Origin of the sequence: Halanaerobium salsuginis, from assembly GCF_900114545.1 — a bacterium.
Taxonomy (GTDB): Bacteria; Bacillota; Halanaerobiia; order Halanaerobiales; family Halanaerobiaceae; genus Halanaerobium; species Halanaerobium salsuginis.
Map to the genome: position 1 here is coordinate 103,909 of NZ_FOTI01000004.1, position 20,465 is coordinate 124,373.

Sequence of the window (20,465 nt, forward strand, 5' to 3'; positions counted from 1 at the left end):
TTTATTAAGCAGCTGCTTATTATTCAGCAGTTAGATCGAACTGTTCTTTTTGATTGTATAGTTCTTCTATTTCATAAGCTATTTGCAGCTTTAGACGATCCTGGTAATCATCAAGATTGATGGCCAGGATTTCTTTAATTCTATTTAAGCGATAAGTTAAAGTATTACCATGAATATGAAGTTTGTTTTTAGTTAAAGTCCAATTGCAATTGCTCTGCAGATATATCTTAAGTGTCTGATTAAAATCATTCTGAGAAGAATTACCATAATTTTTGAGTGGAGCTAAAATTTTATTAGAAAATTTTTTGAGTTCTTCTTCTTTATTGGCACGCAATAAACGTTTTACTTCTAATTCTTCATAGTAAGCAAAATTTAATTTTGCCTGCTGCTTAATCATTTCCAGAACCTGTAGTGCATTAAAGTATGATTTTTTAAAATCAGCTATTTTAGCAAAACTATTACTGACTCCTATTTTGAAATTAAAGTTTTCTTTTTTAAAAGGTAAAATAGAACTATAAATTTGTTCAAGCTCAGCAACATATTTTTTGACTATGCTTTTTCTTTTCTGCTGATCTGCTTCAACTATAATAACAATCATATTTCTTTTAATTAAAGAAATTGCTTGCGGGAAAAATTCTTTAGTTTTTTTGTTAATAGATTGATAATATTTTTTTAATAATTTTTTAGTCTGATGTTCCGATTTATTATTAATATCGAGTTTAATAACTAAGATTCGATGCGTTTTTTCGAAATTAAAACCATAACGATGAGCACATTTATTGATATATTCTGCATCATTATTATAAATTAGACTATCCAGGAAGTCTCCTTTCAATGATTGTTCCATATCATTGATTTCTACTTTCTTAATTAACTCTAAAGCAATAATTGTAGTGGCTCTTTCTGCAGCTATAATATCCATTTCTCCCAGCTGATGATTCTGTTTACTTAAGATGCATAACCAGCCCATAATCTCTTGATTAACAATAATTGGAAAAATAGAATATTTATTATTATTTTGAGAATCAATAAAGATTGATTTAGTATTGCGCAGATGTTTAATTAATTTACTAAATACTTGACTAATTTCCGTTAATTTTTTACTTGATAGATGTGAATGGTGATTTAGATTATAGAAGAGATCAACAATAAAAAGATTATGTTCAATGATTTTTTTAAGTTCACTTAAAATATCATCGATTGAACTGCCTGTTAAAATCATATTAGTTAGTTTATTATGGATTGCATAAGAGTGTTCATATTTATCTTTTTGATGCTGAATAATTTGATTATATTTTTTTAATTTCTGGTTAGCCTGACGCTGTTTTTCATAATTGCGAGCGTTAATAATAGCTATGGTAGCCTGGACAGAAATATCTGTTAAAAAATCTACATCTTCTTCTTGTAACGAATTAGCTTTATTTGTATTGTCAACTACCAGTACTCCGATTACTTTATTTTTATAGATTAAAGGACAGCAAATTGAACTTCTAATTTCAGCTGCAATTACATTACCGGCAACTGCTAATTTTTGATTACCAGGTCGCATCTCGCCCATTATCTGCTGCACCATCTGGCTGTCTTTAAAAAAAATAGTTTCCTGCTTTTCAAAAGCAATGCCAGTCATTGATTCCCCGACCTGCAGACTTACTCCTTTAACCTCATCTCCCATTCCCCTGGCTGCAAAAATTTCTAATTCACCTGTTTTTTCATTTTGTAGAAAAATGGCTCCCATGTCTCCCCCGGGAGTTAATTCTAGAGATTTATTTAAAAGAGTATCTAAAATAGTTTTAATTTCAGTTTCAGAATTAAGCAGTTTACTTGTCTCAAGTAGTGAATTTGCTTTTAGAAGTTTTTTATTGTTTATTTTAGCTTTCATGCTTTGCCTCCTGATTTATTTATCCTACTATATTTAATTATAATTAATAAAGTTACTTTTTACAACTGTTACCACAATTTTTTATTAAAAAACATGGTGTTAACAACATAGTCACTCAGGATGATTATTGTTATAATGGTTGGAAAGAATAGAGAGTAGTATAGGAGGAGAAAAATGACATTAAATGTAATTCAGGCTTTTAGTATTGTTTTATTGATCTTAGCTTTAGGGGAATTTGTTTCGACAAAAACAAAGGCTTTTGTGCCATCTGTTTTTGTATCAGCAGTTTTGTTTTTAGTTGGCTATTGGACTATTTTACCAGCTGATATTGTAACGCAAAGTTCATTTGCTAAACCAATTGTTTATCTCTCAATGTATCTTTTGTTGACTCACATGGGTACTTTAATGAATTTAAAAGAACTTTTAGGCCAGTGGAGAACTGTTTTAATTGCTCTTTCGGGAATCGCTGGTATCTGTTTAATGACATTAACAATTGGGAAGCTTTTCTTTGGCTGGCATACTGTAGTAGCCGCCACCCCACCTTTAACTGGAGGTGTTGTAGCCTCAATTTTAATGTCTACTGCAGCAGCGGATCGTGGTTTAACTGCAGTTGCAGTTTTAGCTACAGCAATGTATGTTATGCAGGGCTTTTTTGGTTATCCAATCACTGCCTTTATGTTAAAAAAGGAAGCAAAACGTTTAGTAGATAAGTATAGGAATGGAGAAGTAGCAGCAGTTAATAATCCAGCATCTTCAGTAGAAGCAGAAGATAGTAGATTTAGGATTTTTTCACCTCTGCCTGCTAAATATCAGACAACTTATGCAATTTTACTGAAACTTGGTTTAGTTGCTATGTTAGCTGTAGCAGTTGCACCTTTTTTACATCTTAATCAATTTGTAGTTTGTCTGTTATTTGGGGTTATTGGACGAGAAATTGGTTTTTTGGAGGAAAAAGCACTTGTAAAAGCTAATGCTTTTGGTTTTTTGATGACAATTTTAATGGGTTATATTTTTGCTGGTTTATCAAAAGCAACTCCAGCTATGCTGGCCCAAATTGTAGTGCCACTTTTTGGAATTATAGTTTTAGGGATATTTGGAATGGCAGTAGTTTCAATGTTATTAGGAAAGTTATTTGGTTATACTAAAGAGATGGCTTTTTCAGTTGCAATGACTTCCCTTTATGGTTTTCCAGCTGATTATATTTTGACTATAGAGTCAGCTAAGTCAATGACTAAAACTGAAGCAGAAAGAGAGTATGTACTGGATGAAATGCTGCCTAAAATGTTAGTTGGTGGTTTTACTACAGTAACTATTGCTTCTGTAATTATAGCCGGTATTTTTGTTAAATTAATTTAGTTAATTTACTGAGCAGGCATCAGATTTGGTGCCTGCTAATTTTAATAGTAAGAAAGGAGTAGCTAGTAGGATGAAGACAAATTTAAAGAGAATTAAAAATCATATAGAAAATTTAAGTCAATTTAATTCTAATCAGGGAGCTGGTTTAACTCGTTTTTCTTTTACTAAAGCTGAACAACAAGCCCGCAGTTATTTAAAAGCTGAATTAAATAAATTGGGCCTGGAAGTATCCGAAGATCCGGCAGCTAGTATTTTAGGGCGTTTGCCAGGTAATAATCCTGAAGCACCTGTTATTATGATTGGGTCTCACTATGATTCTGTAAAAAATGGCGGTAATTTTGATGGCCCGGCTGGTGTGGTAATGGCCCTGGAAATTATGACTGTTTTAGTTGAGAATGATTTTCAAAATGATTATCCAGTTGAATTTATAGCAATGATTGAAGAAGAAGGTGGACGTTTTGGCTCAGGTGTTTTTGGCAGTCGCGCTATGACTGGTCAAGTTAGTCAGCAAGAACTTTTAAATAACAAAGACCAGGCTAATATTTCGATGGCAGCTGCAATGACTAAAGCTGGTTTTGATCCAGCTAAAATTGAGCAGGCTGTTCGTCGTTCTGAAGATTTAAAAGCATTCATTGAACTGCATATTGAACAGGGACCAATTTTAGAAAGCGAAGGTCAGGATGTAGGATTAGTTGAATTTGTGGTTGGTATCAATGAATTTAAGGTTAAGCTGAGCGGCAGACCAGATCATGCTGGAACAACTCCGATGACGATGCGACAGGATGCTCTGCTGACTGCCAGTCAGACTATTGCTCACTTAAAAGATCTGGCGCTTACAGTTGGTTCTGAGACTGTTGCTACTTGTGGTCAGCTAACTGTCAAGCCAGGAGCCGCTAATATTGTGCCAGCAGCAGTGGAATTTACAATTGATTTACGCTCAAAAAGTGCAGAAGCTTTAGCTGAAATTAAGACAAAATTTATTCAGCTTTTGAAAAATACAGCAGCAGCTAATGATGTAAGCTGGGAACTGGAAGAAATGCTGCAGGTAGAACCAGTAGAACTGTCAGCTGAGATTAGAAAAAACTTTGCCCAATTAGCTGCAGAACATGATATATCTTATCGTCGGATGACTAGTGGAGCTGGTCATGATGCAATGATTATGGCTGCCTTAACTGAAGTTGGTCTTATTTTTGTGCCCAGCCATAATGGCCGCAGCCATTGTCCGGAAGAATGGACCGATTATGCAGATTTACAAAAAGGAATTGAATTAATTTATCACACAGTAGAGAGGATGGCAAAAGTAGATGAATAAAGTAAAAGAATTAGCAGAAAAATATTTTGCAGAAGCTGTTGCATTGCGGAGGGAATTTCATCAATATCCTGAGCCAAGTCTGCAGGAAGAAAGAACTTCCCGGAGAGTTAAGGAAGAGTTAGAAAAGCTTGGTTTAAAACCATATTCAGCTGCTGGTACAGGAGTAGTAGCTGTTATTGAAGGTAAGGCAGCGGGTAAAACAATTGCTCTGCGGGCTGATATGGATGCACTGGAACTAGTAGAAGAAAATGAGATTGATTATAAATCGAAAAAAGAAGGTTTAATGCATGCCTGTGGTCATGATGCTCATACAGCTGGTCTGTTAACAGCAGCTAAAATTTTAACTGATTTAAAAGATGAATTTAATGGTAAGGTTAAACTTATTTTTCAACCGGGAGAAGAAGTAGCACTTGGGGCTAAAAATATGGTTGCTGATCATGTTCTAACAGATGTGGATGCTATCTTTGGAATTCACGTCTGGAATGAAGTTCCAGCGGGTAAAGTTGCTTTAGGAGATGGCCCGCGGATGGCTGCAGTTAGCAAATTTGCAATTGATGTTACTGGCCAGGGAGGACATGGATCAATGCCACATCAGGGTATAGATGCAGCAACTACAGCTGCCGCTATTGTAATGAATTTACAGACTCTAGTTAGTAGAGAGATTGATCCTCTAGAAGCAGCTGTAGTAACTGTTGGTGTGTTTAATTCAGGCAGTCGTTTTAATGTTCTACCAGGTAAAGCTCATTTAGAAGGAACTACAAGATGCTTTAATGCTGAAATTAATGACAAATTACCTCAGATGATAAAGCGGGTTGCTGAAGAAACAGCCAGGGCTTATCGAGCTGAAGTTAAAGTTGAGTATGATAAATTAACTTTAGTTGTGAATAATAATGCTGCATTATCGAAATTAGGTCGTCAGTCAGCAAGCAGTCTTTTTGGTGAAGATACTATCTATGATTTGGAAAAAACAACTGGTGGAGAAGATTTCTCTTTCTATACTGAAGAGGTACCTTCCACTTTTGCTTTTGTAGGCGCTAAAAACCAAGCGGCAGTAGAGTATTACCCTCATCATCATCCTAAGTTTAATATTGATGAAACAGCTCTTAAAAATTCTGCTGCTCTTTACGCAAAATTTGCAGTTGATTATTTAAATAATAATTAAAATTTACTATTGCTAACCTTGTCTTGAGCAGAAAGGAGTTAACTATGAATTTAAAAGATAGTGTTACCCGTCAAAAAGATTATTTAATTAAGCTGCGGCGTGATTTTCATCGTCATCCTGAAGCAAGCTGGCAGGAAACGAGAACTTCAAAGCGAATTAAAACAGAATTAAATGCAGCTGGTCTTGATTTTAAAGAATATGCCGGAACAGGTGTAGTGGCTACAATTACAGGCAGTAAAAATGTTCCAGATGGCAAAAAATTATCTACAGTTGCTTTGCGAGCTGATATGGATGCTCTTGCAGTAACTGAATTAAGAGAAAGTGATTTTAAATCAGAAAATGAAGGTTTAATGCATGCCTGTGGCCATGACGGCCATACAGCAATGTTATTAACAGCGGCTAGAATTCTAAACAGCTTGCGAGCAGAGTTTTATGGTACTATTAAGCTGATTTTTCAACCAGCTGAAGAAATGGTAGAAGGAGCAGCTCAGCTGGTCGCAGAAGGAGCTGTAGAAGATGTTGATGCCTTGCTTGGAATTCATCTCTGGAGTGATTTAGAGACAGGCCAGATTAATGTTGAGCCAGGGCCTCGAATGGCTTCCGGTGATTATGTGCTGGTCGATTTTATTGGTAAAGGTGGCCATGGATCTCAACCGCATCAAACAATTGATCCCATACCTGCAGCTGCGGCTTTTGCTCTGGAATCACAGGCAGTTATTAGTCGCGAAATCGATCCTCTAGATCCAGTTGTATTTACTCTGGGAGAGATTAAAAGTGGAAGTAGATTTAATATAATTCCCAGTCGGGCTCATCTGGAGGGCACTTTACGCTGTTTTAATGAAATAACAAGAACAGCAGCTTCCCGGGCCATTGAGCGTTATGCTAATCAGCTAGCTAAATCTTTTAGATTAGATGTTAAAGCAGAAGTAAAACAAGGTACTCCTCCAACCAGCAATGATCCTGAAATTGCTGATCTGGCAGCAAGCAGTGCAGCAGATGTTGTTGGGCAAGTCAATTTAACTAAGCTGGCTGCCCGGACTGGGAGCGAGGATTTGGCTTATTATTTGAAAGAAGTACCAGGCTGTTTAGCTTTTGTAGGAGCAGGCTTTGCAGATCCTAAACAAAATTATCCCCACCATCATCCGCTTTTTCAAATTAATGAAGCTAGTTTGCTGATCGGAACAGAATTGTATTTGCGCTTTGCCCTTGATTATTTAGACAAATAAGCTTTAATTATTAATTAAAAGATTTTTGCTTGGCAGTTAAATAATTTTTTAAAAGAAAAAGGCCCGGTCTAATTATTGATATCAATAATTAGACCGGGCCTTTAAGTAATTAGAGATTTTTTTGAACTAAGCTTCACTCAAAAATTCTTTAATCTCAGCTGGACTTGCTACTCGGCCTTTAACTTTAAGCTGATCATTAACTGCTAAAGCCGGGGTGCTCATTATCCCGGCTGCAGCAATTTCTTCGATTGCTTCAACTTTGATAATTTCAGCCTTAACGCCAAGTTCGCTGGCTGCCTGCTGAGCATTTTTGGCTAATTTAACACATTTTTTACAGCCTGATCCATAAATTTTGATTTCCATTCTAATCATTCCTTTATTTTTAGTTTAGTAATTAATAAAACTATCCGGGTTAATTATAAAATTTAATTAAATAAAGTTGATAATAAAATTAAATAAATAGCCAACCCCAATAATTGAAAGACCAACTACAGTTATAAAGATAGCAATTAATTTTGGTTTAATAACTTTACGCAGAATTATCATTGCTGGTAGTGATAAAGCTGTTGTTGCCATCATAAAACTTAAAGCAGTTCCTAAGGCCACACCTTTAGCGAGTAATGCTTCTACAATTGGAATAGTTCCTACTGCATTTGAATAAAGAGGAATTCCAATTATAACTGCTGCAATTACAGCCAGGGGATTATTATCACCAGCATATTTAGCCAGAACCGCTGCAGGAGCGTAACCATGAATAATTGCTCCCAGTCCAACTCCTAGGAGGACATATTTCCAGACACGGTTTACAATAGTTTTAACTTCATTTTTAGCGAAATTAATTCTTTCCTGCCAAGTTGATTTTTTAAGCTGAGTTTTAGTTTTTTTAATTTGATAAACGTATTCTTCTACATATTTTTCTAGATTTAGTTTATCAATAATTAGACCACCGATTATGCCAACTGCTATACCGCTAATTAAATAGAGACTGCCAATTTTCCATCCAAAAATTGTATAAAGCATTACTAAAGCAACTTCATTTACAATGGGAGAAGTAATTAGAAATGAAAATGTTACTCCAAGTGGAATGCCTGATTCAACAAAGCCAATAAAGATAGGGACAGAAGAGCAAGAACAGAATGGAGTTACTACTCCAAGCAGAGCTGCCATTAAATGGGCAGTAGATTGTTTATATTTACTTAAGACAGCTTTAGTTTTTTCCGGGGGAAAAAATGATCGCAATAAAGCTATAAAAAAAATCATCACTGCCAGTAAAAAAATAATTTTAATTGAGTCATAAATAAAAAAGTTTAAAGCCTCACCAATTTGACTTGTGGTATCTAATCCCAGCCAGCCAAAAACTAGCTGATCAGCAAATAACTTAATCATTTGCAACACTGTCCTGATAATGATTCTCCCTTGATTTCTGCAGCAGAAGGTAGATCTTTTAAACAAGCATCCAATTTAGTTAGACCAGCTTTTTTAAAATCAATAGAAGTAAATTTAAGCAGTTGGGCTAAGTAGTTATCATATTTTTGCCTGTTGAGTGTATAATAAATCCACTTGCCGGATTGTCTTTCTTTCAGTAAATCAAGTTCTTTAAAATAACTAAGATGTTGAGATACACTAGATTGTGATCTATTTAATAATTTTTGCAATTGACATACACAAAATTCTCCTTCAGCTAACAGACGCAGTATAATTAGTCTGTTTTGGTCTGAAATACATTTTAAAAATACTAATAAACTTTCCATTTTAAAATCACACCACCTATTTCATATTAATAAAAACTAATATGATTATATAATTTAATCTTTTATATTGCAAGTAATTATTATTTTATATTAATTTATATTAATAATAATATTTATTTAATCATTCTTGCTGAAAAAGATGGAGTTAATCAGAAATATATTGCTGCTATTTTATCTTTAGGATTGGGTTTCTTTTTTCTTAAAATTCCTTTTAAAGTAGAAAATTAGAGCGGAAAATAATTAACTTGTAACTAGTTTTCTTAGTTTAAACTAAAAAAGCTATAGAAGTTTTTTGAATTTAAACTTGACAGCTTCAATATTGAGTGATAAACTTTTATATAAATTAAAATAAAGATAAGAATCATCAAGAGTGGCGGAGGGACTGGCCCTGTGATGCCCGGCAACCTACTTAAATAATCTCTAGTAAGGTGCTAATTCCAGCATTTCCAGTTGGGAATGATAGATGAGAGGTTATATAAATCCTCTCAGGAGGATTTTTTCATTGCTAACTGCCTTTTTTAGGGCAGTTTTATTATTTTTTAGAGGGTGATCGATAATTGATTAAAATTAATAATTTAACTAAACATTATCAGGCAGCTCAGGGTAAGGTAGAAGCAATTAATGGGTTGAACCTGGAAGTTAATGATGGTGAAATATTTGGTATGATTGGTCCCAGTGGAGCTGGAAAAAGCACTTTAATTCGTATGCTTAATCTGCTTGAAAAGCCAACTTCTGGCTCAATTACAATTAATGGAACTGATCTAACAGCTTTAAGCTCGCAAAATTTGCGAGCAGCCCGCCAGAAGATAGGAATGATTTTTCAACATTTTAACTTACTTTCTTCCCGGACCGTTTTAGAAAATGTTGCTTTTCCACTTGAAATAGCTGGTGTAAGAAAGAAAAAGAGACTTAAAAAAGCGGCTGATTTAATTGAATTAGTTGGCCTGGCTGATCGGATTGATCATTATCCTTCTCAGCTTTCGGGGGGCCAAAAACAGCGAGTTGGGATTGCTCGTGCCTTAGCTAATGAACCTGATTTGCTTTTGTCTGATGAAGCTACATCTTCGCTTGATCCAGAAAGTACCCGGGCCATTTTGGAGCTGCTTGCTCGAATTAGAGAGAAAATGAATTTAACTATAATTTTAATTACTCATGAGATGGGAGTAATTAAAGATATCTGTGATCGAGTAGCTGTTCTGGAAGCAGGTAAAATAATTGAGACTGGTTCAGTTATTGAATTATTTTCCAGACCTAAACAATCTTTGACTAAAAAATTTATTAGTTCTGTGATTGACTTTAATATTCCTTCCCGGGTTGCTAAATATATGAAAGCAGAAAAAAGGGGAGAGCTAATCAGAGTTTCTTTTGTAGGAGAAAAATCACATGACCCTTATATTTCTCATTTAGTTAAACATTATTCAGTTGATGCAAACATTTTATATGGGAATATAGATGAAATTCAGGGAGTTCCTTTCGGCACTTTGATTCTTGGTCTGGAAGGCGAATTAGATAAAATAGAAGAAAGTACTGCCTATTTAAAGAGTCAGGGTCTGGCAGTGGAGGTGTTAGATAATGTTTGAGACAATTATGGGATTAAGCCGCTATAATAATTTAATGTGGAGTGGTTTTCTGGAAACCATGTATATGGTAGGCATGGCACTGCTTTTTGCAATTATCGGTGGTATACCATTGGGAGTTATGACAACAATAACTCGTCCAAATCATATTTTACCAAATAAATTTATTAATTTTATTTTAGATGGAATTATAAATATTGGTCGTTCTATTCCCTTTATTATTTTAATGGTAGCTGTAATTCCTTTGACAAGATTAATTGTTGGTACTTCAATTGGAACTACAGCAGCAATAGTTCCTCTTTCTCTGGCAGCAATTCCATTTATGGGCCGGATAACAGATAATGCAATTCTTGAAATTGATCAGGGTGTTATTGAGTCAGCTCAGTCAATGGGTGCCAGTCCTTTTCAATTAGTTTTTAAGGTACTACTGCCGGAATCTTTACCAGCTATAATATTGGGACTTACTTTAACAGCAATTAGTTTGGTTAGTTATTCTGCGATGGCAGGAGCTGTTGGAGGCGGTGGCCTGGGCGATATAGCTATTCGTTATGGATATCAGCGCTTTCAGTTAGCTATTATGCTCGAAACAATAGTTATTTTAGTAGTTGTAGTACAGTTAATTCAATATTTTGGTAACAAAATTGCTGGTTTATTTGATCACCGCAGTTGATTTTAGTTAGCTATTTACTATTTTTCTAATAAAATACTATTTATGATAAATATATATGCATTTTTTGTATATAACTGAATTAGTTTAAGTTTATTTAATTTAAATAATTATAAAATAAAAAGTAGAAGAGGAGAGATAATTATGCTTAAAAGAACATTATTTATTTTAGTAGCATTATTTTTAGTAGCAGGTGCAGTGCAGGCTGATGATCAGGTTTTAAAAATTGGAGCAACTCCAGTTCCTCATTCAGAGATACTTAATTTTATTAAAGATGATCTGGCGGCAGAAGGGATTGACTTACAGATAGTAGAATTTACTGACTATGTAACACCTAACTTATCTTTAAGTGATGGCAGTATTGATGCAAACTTCTTTCAGCATGTTCCTTATTTAGAACAGTTTAACGCTGATCGTGGTCTTGATCTTGTTTCTGCAATTAAAGTTCATATTGAACCAATTGGACTTTATTCAAATAAATATCAGACTTTAGCTGATATTCCAGCTGGTTCTACTTTAGCTGTTCCTAATGATCCTTCTAATGAAGGGCGAGCTTTAATATTACTGCATAATGAAGGAGTTATTACTTTAGCTGATCCGACTAATCTAAGTGCAACTCCAATTGATATTACTGAAAATCCAAAAGATCTTAAATTTGAAGAATTAGAGGCAGCCCAGTTGCCACGTGTTTTACCTGATGTAGCAGGAGCTATTATTAATACTAATTATGCTCTAGAAGCAGATCTTAATCCACTCGAAGATGCTTTGATTATGGAAGGCAGTGACTCACCTTATGTTAATGTAGTAGCAGTTAGAGCTGAAGATAAGGATAGTCAGGCTATTAAAACTTTAGCTAAAGTTCTGCATTCTGATCAAGTAAAAGAATTTATTCTGGACAAATATGAAGGTTCAGTTGTACCAGCATTTTAAAGCTTAGTTAGATTAATATTTTTCAAATTAAAATAATTTACAAATTTAATTTTATATATTAATAAAAACAGTTATGGATAATTAAGCTAATTACTTATATTTCCAGCGGTAATTTAAGCTATTTATTTTCCTGGCTGTTTTTTGTTTTATAAAGTATTTTATATTATAATTAAGTTAGTTTAAATTTTAATTTTAAAATTAATTAAGTAGAGAAGGTATACTTATGAAAAAACTACTATTAACAGCTGTTAATGTTTTACGACTGCTTAAAGATTCTGATGTTAAATTAACCAGGAAACTGCTGTTTTTAGTTCCCCTGGCTTATCTGCTGCTGCCTTTTGACTTAGTAGGAGATTTTTTTCCTGTTTTGGGTCAATTAGATGATATTGCTGTTTTCATATTAATGTGGCCAGTTTTAAAAGGAATGCTTGCTAAATATAAACAAGCTGATCCTGAAATTAGGAAAAATAAGATGGATCCTGATGCAGTTGATATTTCACAGGATAATTACACGGTTGAATAAAAGAAAAATATAAATTACTTTTTTAGAAAAAATAAATAAATTAATTTAGTTAAAAATAAGTTAAAATAGTCACATATTTTTAACATAAAATTCATATAATTCTTTTAGTTTAAATAATTAAATTATACTAAGTTTAACCTTATAGTAAAAGGGATCTTGCTGTAAATTATTTTATTTTAAAACATTATATTTATTTGTTGACAATTTAATTTTTTGCCTGTATAATTAATAACTACATGACCGGTCAGTAGAGAGGAAAGGAGGGCTTTATGGAAAAAGATACAAGATCTGAAATTATGAAGTCAGCTATAAGACTTTTTTCAGAGAATAATTATCATGCTGTTTCTATGAAAGAAATTGCCCAGGGAGCAGGAGTGAGCAAGGGGACTCTATATTGGTACTTTGATAGTAAGGATGAGCTCTTTAAAGAAATTGCCTTTATGGGAATAGATTATTTTAATCAAGGATTTAAAAAAATTTCGGAATTTGATAAAAGACCTGATAAAAAAATTTATTGTTTAATTGAATATGTAGTTAAGGCCATTACTAATCATTTAAATATGTTTAATATTTTTAGAAATAATGTTGAATTATTAGATGGAGATTTTAAGGATAAAGTACATCTAGTTAACAACGAAAACATTCAGATTATCAGTCAAATATTGAAAGAAGCACATTCTGCTAAGTTAGTTAAAGCTGAAAATCCTACTGAGATATCAATGTTGATATTATCAGTTTTATTTAATCCTCATTATGGAGATATATTGAATAAAAAAGAAAATGTACAGAATAGAATAGACTTTATTTATAATTTTATAATGCATGGTATTAGCAGGAAGGAGAATTAAATTGAAAAAAAGCAAAAAAATTTTTAGTTTTATTTTAGTAATAGTATTTCTCTTTTCAAGTTCAGGTATTATAGCAGCTCAGGATTTATCTTTAAAAGAGGCTGTTAAAATTTTAGTAGCTAATAATAGAGAACTCGAAAATGCCAGGAAAGATATTGCTAATGCTGAAAAAGATGTAGAACTTACAGTTAGATCTTATTTTCCAACTCTTGATTTAAGCAGTTCTTATACTAAGCTTGATGAACCAAGTATGGGGCTTAACCCTGCCTATCCTTCGGGACCGCTTTTTGTAGAGGGTTCTGATGATAGTTATACAAGTTCAATTAGCTTAACTCAACCACTCTGGTTGGGAGGAAAAGTAGCAATGCAGAAAAAAATTGCTGGTTATAGTCTAGAGATTAGTCGGGCTGATTATGAGGCTGCCTTAGAAGATCAGCTTTTTAATTTGATTCAGTCTTATTATGGTGTTCTACAGGCAAAAGCACTAGTTGATATTCAGGAAGAAGCTCTTGACATAGTTAATGAACATCTAAGAATTGTCAAAAATAATTTAGAGGCTGGAGTAGCAATCAGACAAGATTTACTGCAGAGTCAGATTGAACAGCGTAATGCAGAAGAAGATTTAACTGCTGCCCGTAATGATTTACAGATAGCAAGACGTAGATTGAGTCAGATGCTGGTTATTAAACAGGATTATCAAGTTAATGATCCTCAACCTGATCTAAACCTAAATCTTGTTCAGCAGCAGCTTTATCAGACCGCTCTGCAGAATGATCCAGACCTTTTAAAATTGGAATTAAATAAAAAGATAATTGAATTAAATCAAAAATTAGCTGGTCAGTATTATCGCCCAAATATTTCTTTAAATGGTTCCTATGACTGGACTGGTGATGATTTCCCAGGTGATGATGAAAGCTGGTCAATGACTGTAGGAGTAAATGTACCATTATATGATGGTGGTGAAGGTGGGATTAATGCCGATAAACAAGAAATTCAATTAGAACAATTAGCCAATACCCGTCAAAATTTATTGGAGAATATTGATATTGACGTTGAAGATTCTATTCTGACAGTTAATGAGACAAAAGAATCTTTAGAATTGGAAAAACTATCTTTAGAAAATGCCGCTGAAAATTTAGAGATAGCTAATACCAGCTATGATGCAGGAGTCTCAAGTAACTCAGATGTAATTGATGCCCAGGGAACTTATAATCAGGCAAAGATTTCTTTGATGCAGGCTCGTTACCAATATGAAATAGAATTATTTAGAACAGTGTATAAAACAGGACGGTTAAAAGAATTTTTTGAGGATGTGATAGCTGATGAAAAATAATAAAATACTAGCGTTTACTTTACTGATAATTTTGCTTAGTGCTGTTAGTGTTGGTGTTTCTGCACAAACTATTGAAGTAACAGAAGCAGCCAAGACTGATATTAGCTTAAATGAAATTATAACTGGAACTATTGCTCCTATTGATGAAGTTGATATACCAGCTCAAATTAGTGGGATTGCAGACAAAGTAAATATTGAAATTGGAGATCAGGTAAAAAAAGGTGATCTTTTGGTTAAGATAGATGATGAATCACTTTTAATTCAGAAGAGACAGGCCCAGGCAGCACTAGACAGTGCTAGAGCAAGTTATGATGAGTTGAAAAATGGAGCAACTGCTGAAGAACTGGATCGAGTAGAAGCTTCCTATGAACAGGCTAAAACAGCACTTGCAAGTGCTCAGACTAATTATAAATTGATGCAGGAATTATTTAATGACCGTCGTTCTCTAGAACAACAGCTCGTTAGTGCAAAGCAGCAGCTTGATAATGCTCAACAATCTTTAAATCAGTCCCAGGTCAATTATGATCAGGCTGAAAGAAATTATCAGCGTTCCAAAAAGTTATATAATAATAATGTTATTTCCGAAAAAGATTATGAAGATGCAGAAGATGCTTTTGATAATGCCAAGACATCTTTAAATCAGGCTAAATCTACTCTCCAATCTGCAGAAAAAAATTACCAATTGACAAAAGCTACTTATGATAATCCAACAGAATTAAAGCAGCAGCTTGAAAATTCCCGCAGTCAGGTTGAAAATGCCAAGAGTAGTTTGGCTGTTGCTGAAGCTAATTTAAAAGAAACTAAACGGGGCCCCAGGGAAGAACAGGTAAGAGCAGGTCTGGCCCAGGTAAAGCAGGCAGAAGCTACTTTAGCCGAAATTGATGATAATATTTCAAAAAGTAAAATAGCAGCTCCATTTACCGGTTTGATTGCTGAAGTTAATGTCGATGATGGTGAAATGATTAGTGCCGGTCAAACAGTGGTTCGGCTAATTAATATTGATCAGCTTTATGTAGAGGTTAATCTCACTGCTAGTACAGTTTCAGCTATTCAAACTGGTGAGAAAGTTGAAGTTAAAGCAGAATCTAGCCAGAATTATGTAGAGGGAGAAATAGCAAATATTAGTCCTGCTGCTGATCCTTCCAGCCGCACATTTTTGGTTAAGGTAAAGCTTGCTAATCCGGATCACAGACTAAGAGCCGGGATGTTTGCTGATGTACAAATTGCTAAAGGACAGACTGGTGATGCTGTTGTAGTTCCGATTGACAGTATAGTTGGTCTTAATTCAGATCAACCCTATTTATTTGTTTTTCAGGACGGTAAAGCTGTCAGAAGAGAAATAACACTGGGGGTCAATAATAATAGCCAGGTTGAAGTTAAAAGTGGTATTGAAGCTGGAGAAAAAGTAATTGTAAGAGGTCAAAGTGATCTCACAGATGGGCAGGAGGTTGAGGTGAAAAATCAATGAAAATATCAGACTTTTCGATTAGGAGATCAGTAACAACTGCCATGATAATTTTTATTATCCTATTATTGGGTGGTGTTTCTCTCTCCCGATTAAGCCTTGATCTCTTTCCTGATATTACTTTTCCAGGTGCAGCTATTATTACCACCTATGAAGGAGTAGGTTCAGAAGAAATTGAGAATTTAATAACCAAACCAATTGAAAGTTCAGTTGCTACTGTTGAAGGAGTTGAAGGTGTTACTTCAACTTCTTCTATGGGAAGTTCAACTGTTGTAATTGAATTTAATTGGGGACGTGATATGGATTTTGCCGTTCAAGATTTAAGAGAACAGGTTGATTTAATTAGAGATGCTGTTTTACCTGATGGGGCAGATGCACCTTTGATTTTCAAATTTGATCCTTCAATGATGCCAATTATGAATTATGGAGTTAGTTCGAGTGAACTATCTATTTCAGAACTAAAAGAAGAAGTTGATGATGATATAATTCCGCGTCTGGAAAGAATCAGTGGGGTAGCTCAGGTTAATATGCAGGGTGGTTTAGATAGAGAAATTGTTATATCTGTTAAACGCCAAAAACTTAAACATTATAATCTTGATTTTAGTACAATAAGTAATTTATTAGCAGCAGAAAACGTTAATGTATCTGCTGGTAATGTTGACCAGGGAACAAAAGAACTTCTGGTCAGAACAATAGGTAAATTTTCTAATTTAGATGAGATTAGAAATATTAATGTACCAGTTGGTAATGGTCAGATAAAATTATCAGATGTAGCTGATGTTAAGGATGGCTTTGCTGATCTAGATACTTTATCCAGGACCGATGGTGAGCGCAGTCTTTCTTTATCGATTCAGAAGCAGACAGATGCTAACACTGTAGAAGTTGCTAAACTGGTCAGAGAAGAAATAGAAAAAATAAAACAGGATTATCCAAGTTATAGTTTTGCTATTGCAATGGATCAGTCAGAATTTATTGAAGACTCAATTGCCAGTGTTAGTCAAAATGCTATTCTGGGTGGTATTCTGGCCGTAATTATTTTATTCCTCTTCTTACGTAATGTCAGAAGTACTTTAATTATTGCTACAGCAATGCCTATTTCAATTATTGGAACTTTTGTTTTAATGTATTTTGCTGATGTTAATTTGAATGTTATTTCTTTAGGTGGATTAGCGCTTGGAGTCGGGATGTTAGTTGATAATGCGGTGGTAGTTCTTGAAAATATTTATCGTTATCGAAGTCTTGGTGAAGGTAAAATAGAAGCTGCTAGAGAAGGATCTTCGGAAGTAGGAATGGCAATTGTAGCTTCTACTGTTACTACAGTAGTAGTATTCTTGCCGATAGTCTTCGTAGAAGGTATGGCTGGTGAATTATTTAGAGACCTTTCGCTGACTGTAGCATTTTCTTTAATTGCTTCTTTATTGATAGCTTTGACTTTAATTCCTATGTTATCATCTAAAATTTTGAAAGTAAGTAAGAAAGAACTTGAGCGTAGTAAAAAAGAAGGAATGGTAAAACGTAATTATAAGAAATTACTGCAGCGTGTTTTAAAACATCGTTGGGTAGTAATAGTAGCTCTAATTGTACTTTTAGTTGGTAGTTTATTACTTGTTCCCAGGATTGGTTTTGAATTTATGCCCAGTACTGATAGAGGAGAATTTACAATTAATTTCAGCCTTCCTGTTGGTACCAATCTTGACCGGACAAACGAAGTCTCGAGTGAGATAGAAAAAACCTTATTTGATCTACCAGAGATTAAAACAGTTATCGCTAATATTGGTTCTAGTAGTCAGATGCAGACTGATCAATCAAGTCATGCTGGAGTTATTAATGTTCAGCTAGTTGATTCTGATCAGAGAGAGAGATCAACTTCTGATGTAATGGAGGAATTACGACAGACAATTAAAATTCCTGATCTTGACCTGACTATTCAGGAACAAAGTGGTATGGGAGGCAGTGAAAAACCAGTTAATGTTAAACTCCGGGGTGATGATCTAGATGTCTTAAAAGAACAGGCTGCACGCGCAGTAGCTGCTATTCAGGATGTTGAAGGTCTCCGGGAACTTGAAGATAGTTTTGATGAAGGCCAGCCAGAATATCAAATCAAGGTTAATCGGGCTATTGCAAGTAAATTTGGTCTAAATGTAAGCCAGATTGCTAATACTGTCCGGGCTGCTATCAATGGTACTACTTCTACTAAATATGAAATTGATGGAGATGAATATGATATTAGAGTTCGCCTGGCTGAAGATCAGATAGAAAATTATTCACAGGTGCCTAATCTAAATGTTCAAACTCCAGCTGGAGAAATGATTCCGCTAAGCAGATTAGCTGAATTAAATGTAACTGAAGGACCAGTAGAAATTCTGCGTAAAGATCAAGAACGCTATGCTTCAATTGAAGCAGATTTGCATGGCACTGATTTAGGAACAGCAATGACTCAAATTAGACAGCGCCTAGATAAACTTGATCTACCAGATGGTTATCGCTTTACCTATGAAGGTGAGTTTGAAGATATGCAGGAATCATTTACCAGTCTTGGTTTTGCTTTTGGTCTTGCGATTATCTTAATCTATATGGTAATGGCGTCACAGTTTGAATCGTTGATCCATCCTTTTACAATTATGTTTACAATTCCGCTGGCTATTATCGGAGTAATTTTAGGAATGTTTATTACAGGTAGTGTAATTTCTGTTTCTTCCTTGCTCGGTTTAATTACTCTAGCTGGAATAGTTGTAAATAATGCAATAGTGCTGGTTGATTATATAAATCAGTTAAGACGCGATGGTACAGAAAAAATTGAAGCAATTATTACTGCTGGAGCTACCAGAATGCGTCCTATTATGATGACAGCTTCTACTACTATTTTAGGGTTAATACCAATTGCCCTAGGGATTGGTGAGGGTTCAGAGTCAACCCAGCCAATGGGAGTTGTAATTGTTAGTGGACTTACTTTTGCGACATTCTTAACTCTGTTTGTAATCCCAATTGTATATTCTTTGATTACAGACTTAAGAGAAATTATAGTCTCGAAAGTGAAAGGCATTTCTAGGGAAGAAGCAGCTAAACATGTTTAAATAGTTTAATATAAAATGAGGATAGAAGAATTATTATTAATTTAAACTCTTCTATCCTTTTAAATTTAATAATTATATATTATATTGCTATTTATATATGATAATTTATTAATCTTAATATAGAAGTGCTTGAATTGAGGTGTTAAAATGAAATATATTTATAGTTCATTATTATATTTTTTAAATGATTTTGATTTAAAAGAAGCTGAGTTTTTAATAGAAAATAATTTCAAAAATGGAATTAATAATTTCTATTTGAGTAAAGATAATTTTAAAAATAATTTATTAATTTGTGATAAAAGACTTAGTTTTTATCAAGAAATAATTAAAATGATTCCTGATAGTAAAGGTGAAATAATTGTTGATATTAGTTCCTGTAACTTTGATTCTAAACTTAAAACGATTGATAAATTAAAGTATTCAACTAATGTAAAATTTGTTTTTGAGATTCCTTTTTCTTATCATTATTACAATAGGAAAGATAAAATATTAGCTGATTACAATGATTATTTAACCAGATTAGAGAAATATGGAAATAAAGATTTTTATGTTAAGATTAGCAGTAGATTTTTAGATGAGAATAATAAAGATAATTTATTTCAAGAGTTAGCAGAATTTAAACAAATTAAAGGTCTGCTTACTATACCGGAATATCCTTATGACTTTGATCTTGAAGAGATGAGTCAGTATCCAGCTGTTTACAAAGATAGATTTTCTTTTTTTTCTTTAAGTGATGATTTTTATTATTTAAATCTTAAACATAAGCTTAATACAATTAGCCGTTATGTAAACATAGTTCCTGATTATTTTAAACAGATAACAACTTTGTTTAAAAAAAGCAACTATTTTGGTGCACGGGATAAACAAGCAGAACTAAATGAAGTTATTAAAAACATAGAATTAAAAGAAAATAAATTTAATTATGATGAATTGTTAGCAGAATTTACTGATAAGGTCTAGTTCTTAAATAATTAAGCGAATTTCATAATACGCTTAATTTAGTTTAATTCAAAAAAATATTGTCTGCGAATCATAAAAATAAGCCTTTTAACTTGAAATTGTAGATTTTAATGATTTGCCATAGATTTACTGCTAAATTTAGACGCACTTAGCTTGGGTAACTTAAAATCAAGCTTTAAAATGCTTTTTAAGCAGCTAAAACCTGATTTTGGAGCTTGATTTTCTCGGCTGCGATTCTTGCAGCTATCAAACTGATAGAACTTAATAACAAATGAGTTTTAACTTTTTTGGCTCCCATTACAGTTAAGTTCTCTAAATTTAGATGCTCTTTTAGTCTGGAAAAAGTCCTTTCAACACTGGTTCTTTTGTTGTAGATCTTTCTCCAAGTTCTAGAATCTCTAT

General features: G+C 33.7%; 18 protein-coding genes and 1 riboswitch. Of the genes, 13 read left to right on the forward strand and 5 right to left on the reverse strand.

Annotated features, from left to right (window positions below; genetic code table 11):
* Nucleotides 1-19 precede the first annotated feature (19 nt).
* Nucleotides 20-1,879, reverse strand: coding sequence for a helix-turn-helix domain-containing protein (locus tag BMZ74_RS02885; protein WP_089859418.1), 1,860 nt, complete (start codon nucleotides 1,877-1,879; stop codon nucleotides 20-22).
* Nucleotides 1,880-2,053: 174 nt separating this feature from the next.
* Here BMZ74_RS02885 and BMZ74_RS02890 point away from each other — a divergent pair, with 174 nt between their 5' ends.
* The 4 genes from BMZ74_RS02890 to BMZ74_RS02905 all read left to right on the forward strand — a co-directional run bounded on the left by BMZ74_RS02890 (nucleotide 2,054) and on the right by BMZ74_RS02905 (nucleotide 6,935).
* Nucleotides 2,054-3,235: a hypothetical protein gene (locus BMZ74_RS02890; protein WP_089859421.1), complete on the forward strand. Its 1,182-nt coding sequence runs from the start codon at nucleotides 2,054-2,056 to the stop codon at nucleotides 3,233-3,235.
* Between the two features lie 70 nt (nucleotides 3,236-3,305).
* A complete protein-coding gene (locus BMZ74_RS02895; RefSeq protein ID WP_089859479.1) occupies nucleotides 3,306-4,547 on the forward strand; it encodes a Zn-dependent hydrolase in 1,242 nt (413 codons plus the stop codon).
* Nucleotides 4,540-5,709 carry a M20 family metallopeptidase gene (locus BMZ74_RS02900; protein ID WP_089859425.1) on the forward strand — a complete coding sequence of 390 codons (1,170 nt, stop codon included), beginning with the start codon at nucleotides 4,540-4,542 and terminating at the stop codon, nucleotides 5,707-5,709. Before BMZ74_RS02895 ends, BMZ74_RS02900 begins: the two co-directional genes overlap by 8 nt.
* Nucleotides 5,710-5,753: 44 nt before the next feature.
* On the forward strand, nucleotides 5,754-6,935 hold the full coding sequence (locus BMZ74_RS02905; protein WP_089859428.1) for an amidohydrolase: 1,182 nt from the start codon (nucleotides 5,754-5,756) through the stop codon (nucleotides 6,933-6,935).
* Nucleotides 6,936-7,061: 126 nt separating this feature from the next.
* Here the strand turns inward: BMZ74_RS02905 and BMZ74_RS02910 are convergent, their stop codons facing one another.
* The 3 genes from BMZ74_RS02910 to BMZ74_RS02920 form a co-directional block, all read right to left on the reverse strand.
* Complete coding sequence (locus BMZ74_RS02910) at nucleotides 7,062-7,298, reverse strand: thioredoxin family protein (RefSeq protein WP_089859431.1); 237 nt, start codon at nucleotides 7,296-7,298, stop codon at nucleotides 7,062-7,064.
* 66 nt (nucleotides 7,299-7,364) lie between these two features.
* On the reverse strand, nucleotides 7,365-8,321 hold the full coding sequence (locus BMZ74_RS02915) for a permease (protein ID WP_089859434.1): 957 nt from the start codon (nucleotides 8,319-8,321) through the stop codon (nucleotides 7,365-7,367).
* Nucleotides 8,318-8,686, reverse strand: a complete 369-nt coding sequence (locus BMZ74_RS02920) for an ArsR/SmtB family transcription factor (RefSeq protein WP_089859437.1) — start codon at nucleotides 8,684-8,686, stop codon at nucleotides 8,318-8,320. The genes BMZ74_RS02915 and BMZ74_RS02920 overlap by 4 nt, the downstream gene beginning before the upstream one ends.
* A gap of 358 nt (nucleotides 8,687-9,044) precedes the next feature.
* Nucleotides 9,045-9,156: riboswitch (SAM riboswitch) on the forward strand.
* Nucleotides 9,157-9,243: 87 nt separating this feature from the next.
* On the opposite strand from BMZ74_RS02920, the gene BMZ74_RS02925 reads away from it, so the two are divergent.
* The 9 genes from BMZ74_RS02925 to BMZ74_RS02965 all read left to right on the forward strand — a co-directional run bounded on the left by BMZ74_RS02925 (nucleotide 9,244) and on the right by BMZ74_RS02965 (nucleotide 20,063).
* Nucleotides 9,244-10,266 (forward strand): methionine ABC transporter ATP-binding protein, encoded by a 1,023-nt coding sequence (locus tag BMZ74_RS02925; RefSeq protein ID WP_089859441.1) that lies wholly within the window; start codon nucleotides 9,244-9,246, stop codon nucleotides 10,264-10,266.
* Nucleotides 10,259-10,933, forward strand: a complete 675-nt coding sequence (locus tag BMZ74_RS02930) for a methionine ABC transporter permease (RefSeq protein WP_089859444.1) — start codon at nucleotides 10,259-10,261, stop codon at nucleotides 10,931-10,933. Before BMZ74_RS02925 ends, BMZ74_RS02930 begins: the two co-directional genes overlap by 8 nt.
* Before the next feature lie 141 nt (nucleotides 10,934-11,074).
* Nucleotides 11,075-11,860, forward strand: a complete 786-nt coding sequence (locus BMZ74_RS02935) for a MetQ/NlpA family ABC transporter substrate-binding protein (RefSeq protein WP_089859448.1) — start codon at nucleotides 11,075-11,077, stop codon at nucleotides 11,858-11,860.
* Nucleotides 11,861-12,083: 223 nt separating this feature from the next.
* Nucleotides 12,084-12,383 (forward strand): YkvA family protein, encoded by a 300-nt coding sequence (locus tag BMZ74_RS02940; RefSeq protein ID WP_089859451.1) that lies wholly within the window; start codon nucleotides 12,084-12,086, stop codon nucleotides 12,381-12,383.
* A 269-nt stretch (nucleotides 12,384-12,652) separates the two neighbouring features.
* Nucleotides 12,653-13,231 carry a TetR/AcrR family transcriptional regulator gene (locus tag BMZ74_RS02945; protein ID WP_089859453.1) on the forward strand — a complete coding sequence of 193 codons (579 nt, stop codon included), beginning with the start codon at nucleotides 12,653-12,655 and terminating at the stop codon, nucleotides 13,229-13,231.
* Between the two features lies 1 nt (nucleotide 13,232).
* Entirely contained in the window at nucleotides 13,233-14,564 is a 1,332-nt protein-coding gene (locus BMZ74_RS02950; RefSeq protein ID WP_245750796.1) for a TolC family protein, read from the forward strand.
* Complete coding sequence (locus tag BMZ74_RS02955; RefSeq protein ID WP_089859459.1) at nucleotides 14,554-16,032, forward strand: efflux RND transporter periplasmic adaptor subunit; 1,479 nt, start codon at nucleotides 14,554-14,556, stop codon at nucleotides 16,030-16,032. The genes BMZ74_RS02950 and BMZ74_RS02955 overlap by 11 nt, the downstream gene beginning before the upstream one ends.
* Entirely contained in the window at nucleotides 16,029-19,103 is a 3,075-nt protein-coding gene (locus tag BMZ74_RS02960; protein ID WP_089859462.1) for an efflux RND transporter permease subunit, read from the forward strand. Before BMZ74_RS02955 ends, BMZ74_RS02960 begins: the two co-directional genes overlap by 4 nt.
* A 147-nt stretch (nucleotides 19,104-19,250) precedes the next feature.
* Nucleotides 19,251-20,063 carry a hypothetical protein gene (locus BMZ74_RS02965; RefSeq protein ID WP_089859465.1) on the forward strand — a complete coding sequence of 271 codons (813 nt, stop codon included), beginning with the start codon at nucleotides 19,251-19,253 and terminating at the stop codon, nucleotides 20,061-20,063.
* 187 nt (nucleotides 20,064-20,250) lie between these two features.
* Here BMZ74_RS02965 and BMZ74_RS02970 read toward each other — a convergent pair.
* Nucleotides 20,251-20,465, reverse strand: a 215-nt coding sequence (locus BMZ74_RS02970) for a transposase (RefSeq protein ID WP_143070138.1), incomplete at its 5' end; no start/stop codon positions are given.

Coding starts and splice junctions, on each gene's coding strand:
- BMZ74_RS02885 (WP_089859418.1), bottom strand. CDS start 1,879: ATGAAAGCTAAAATAAACAATAAAAAACTTCTAAAAGCAAATTCACTA.
- BMZ74_RS02890 (WP_089859421.1), top strand. CDS start 2,054: ATGACATTAAATGTAATTCAGGCTTTTAGTATTGTTTTATTGATCTTA.
- BMZ74_RS02895 (WP_089859479.1), top strand. CDS start 3,306: ATGAAGACAAATTTAAAGAGAATTAAAAATCATATAGAAAATTTAAGT.
- BMZ74_RS02900 (WP_089859425.1), top strand. CDS start 4,540: ATGAATAAAGTAAAAGAATTAGCAGAAAAATATTTTGCAGAAGCTGTT.
- BMZ74_RS02905 (WP_089859428.1), top strand. CDS start 5,754: ATGAATTTAAAAGATAGTGTTACCCGTCAAAAAGATTATTTAATTAAG.
- BMZ74_RS02910 (WP_089859431.1), bottom strand. CDS start 7,298: ATGGAAATCAAAATTTATGGATCAGGCTGTAAAAAATGTGTTAAATTA.
- BMZ74_RS02915 (WP_089859434.1), bottom strand. CDS start 8,321: ATGATTAAGTTATTTGCTGATCAGCTAGTTTTTGGCTGGCTGGGATTA.
- BMZ74_RS02920 (WP_089859437.1), bottom strand. CDS start 8,686: ATGGAAAGTTTATTAGTATTTTTAAAATGTATTTCAGACCAAAACAGA.
- BMZ74_RS02930 (WP_089859444.1), top strand. CDS start 10,259: ATGTTTGAGACAATTATGGGATTAAGCCGCTATAATAATTTAATGTGG.
- BMZ74_RS02935 (WP_089859448.1), top strand. CDS start 11,075: ATGCTTAAAAGAACATTATTTATTTTAGTAGCATTATTTTTAGTAGCA.
- BMZ74_RS02940 (WP_089859451.1), top strand. CDS start 12,084: ATGAAAAAACTACTATTAACAGCTGTTAATGTTTTACGACTGCTTAAA.
- BMZ74_RS02945 (WP_089859453.1), top strand. CDS start 12,653: ATGGAAAAAGATACAAGATCTGAAATTATGAAGTCAGCTATAAGACTT.
- BMZ74_RS02955 (WP_089859459.1), top strand. CDS start 14,554: ATGAAAAATAATAAAATACTAGCGTTTACTTTACTGATAATTTTGCTT.
- BMZ74_RS02960 (WP_089859462.1), top strand. CDS start 16,029: ATGAAAATATCAGACTTTTCGATTAGGAGATCAGTAACAACTGCCATG.
- BMZ74_RS02965 (WP_089859465.1), top strand. CDS start 19,251: ATGAAATATATTTATAGTTCATTATTATATTTTTTAAATGATTTTGAT.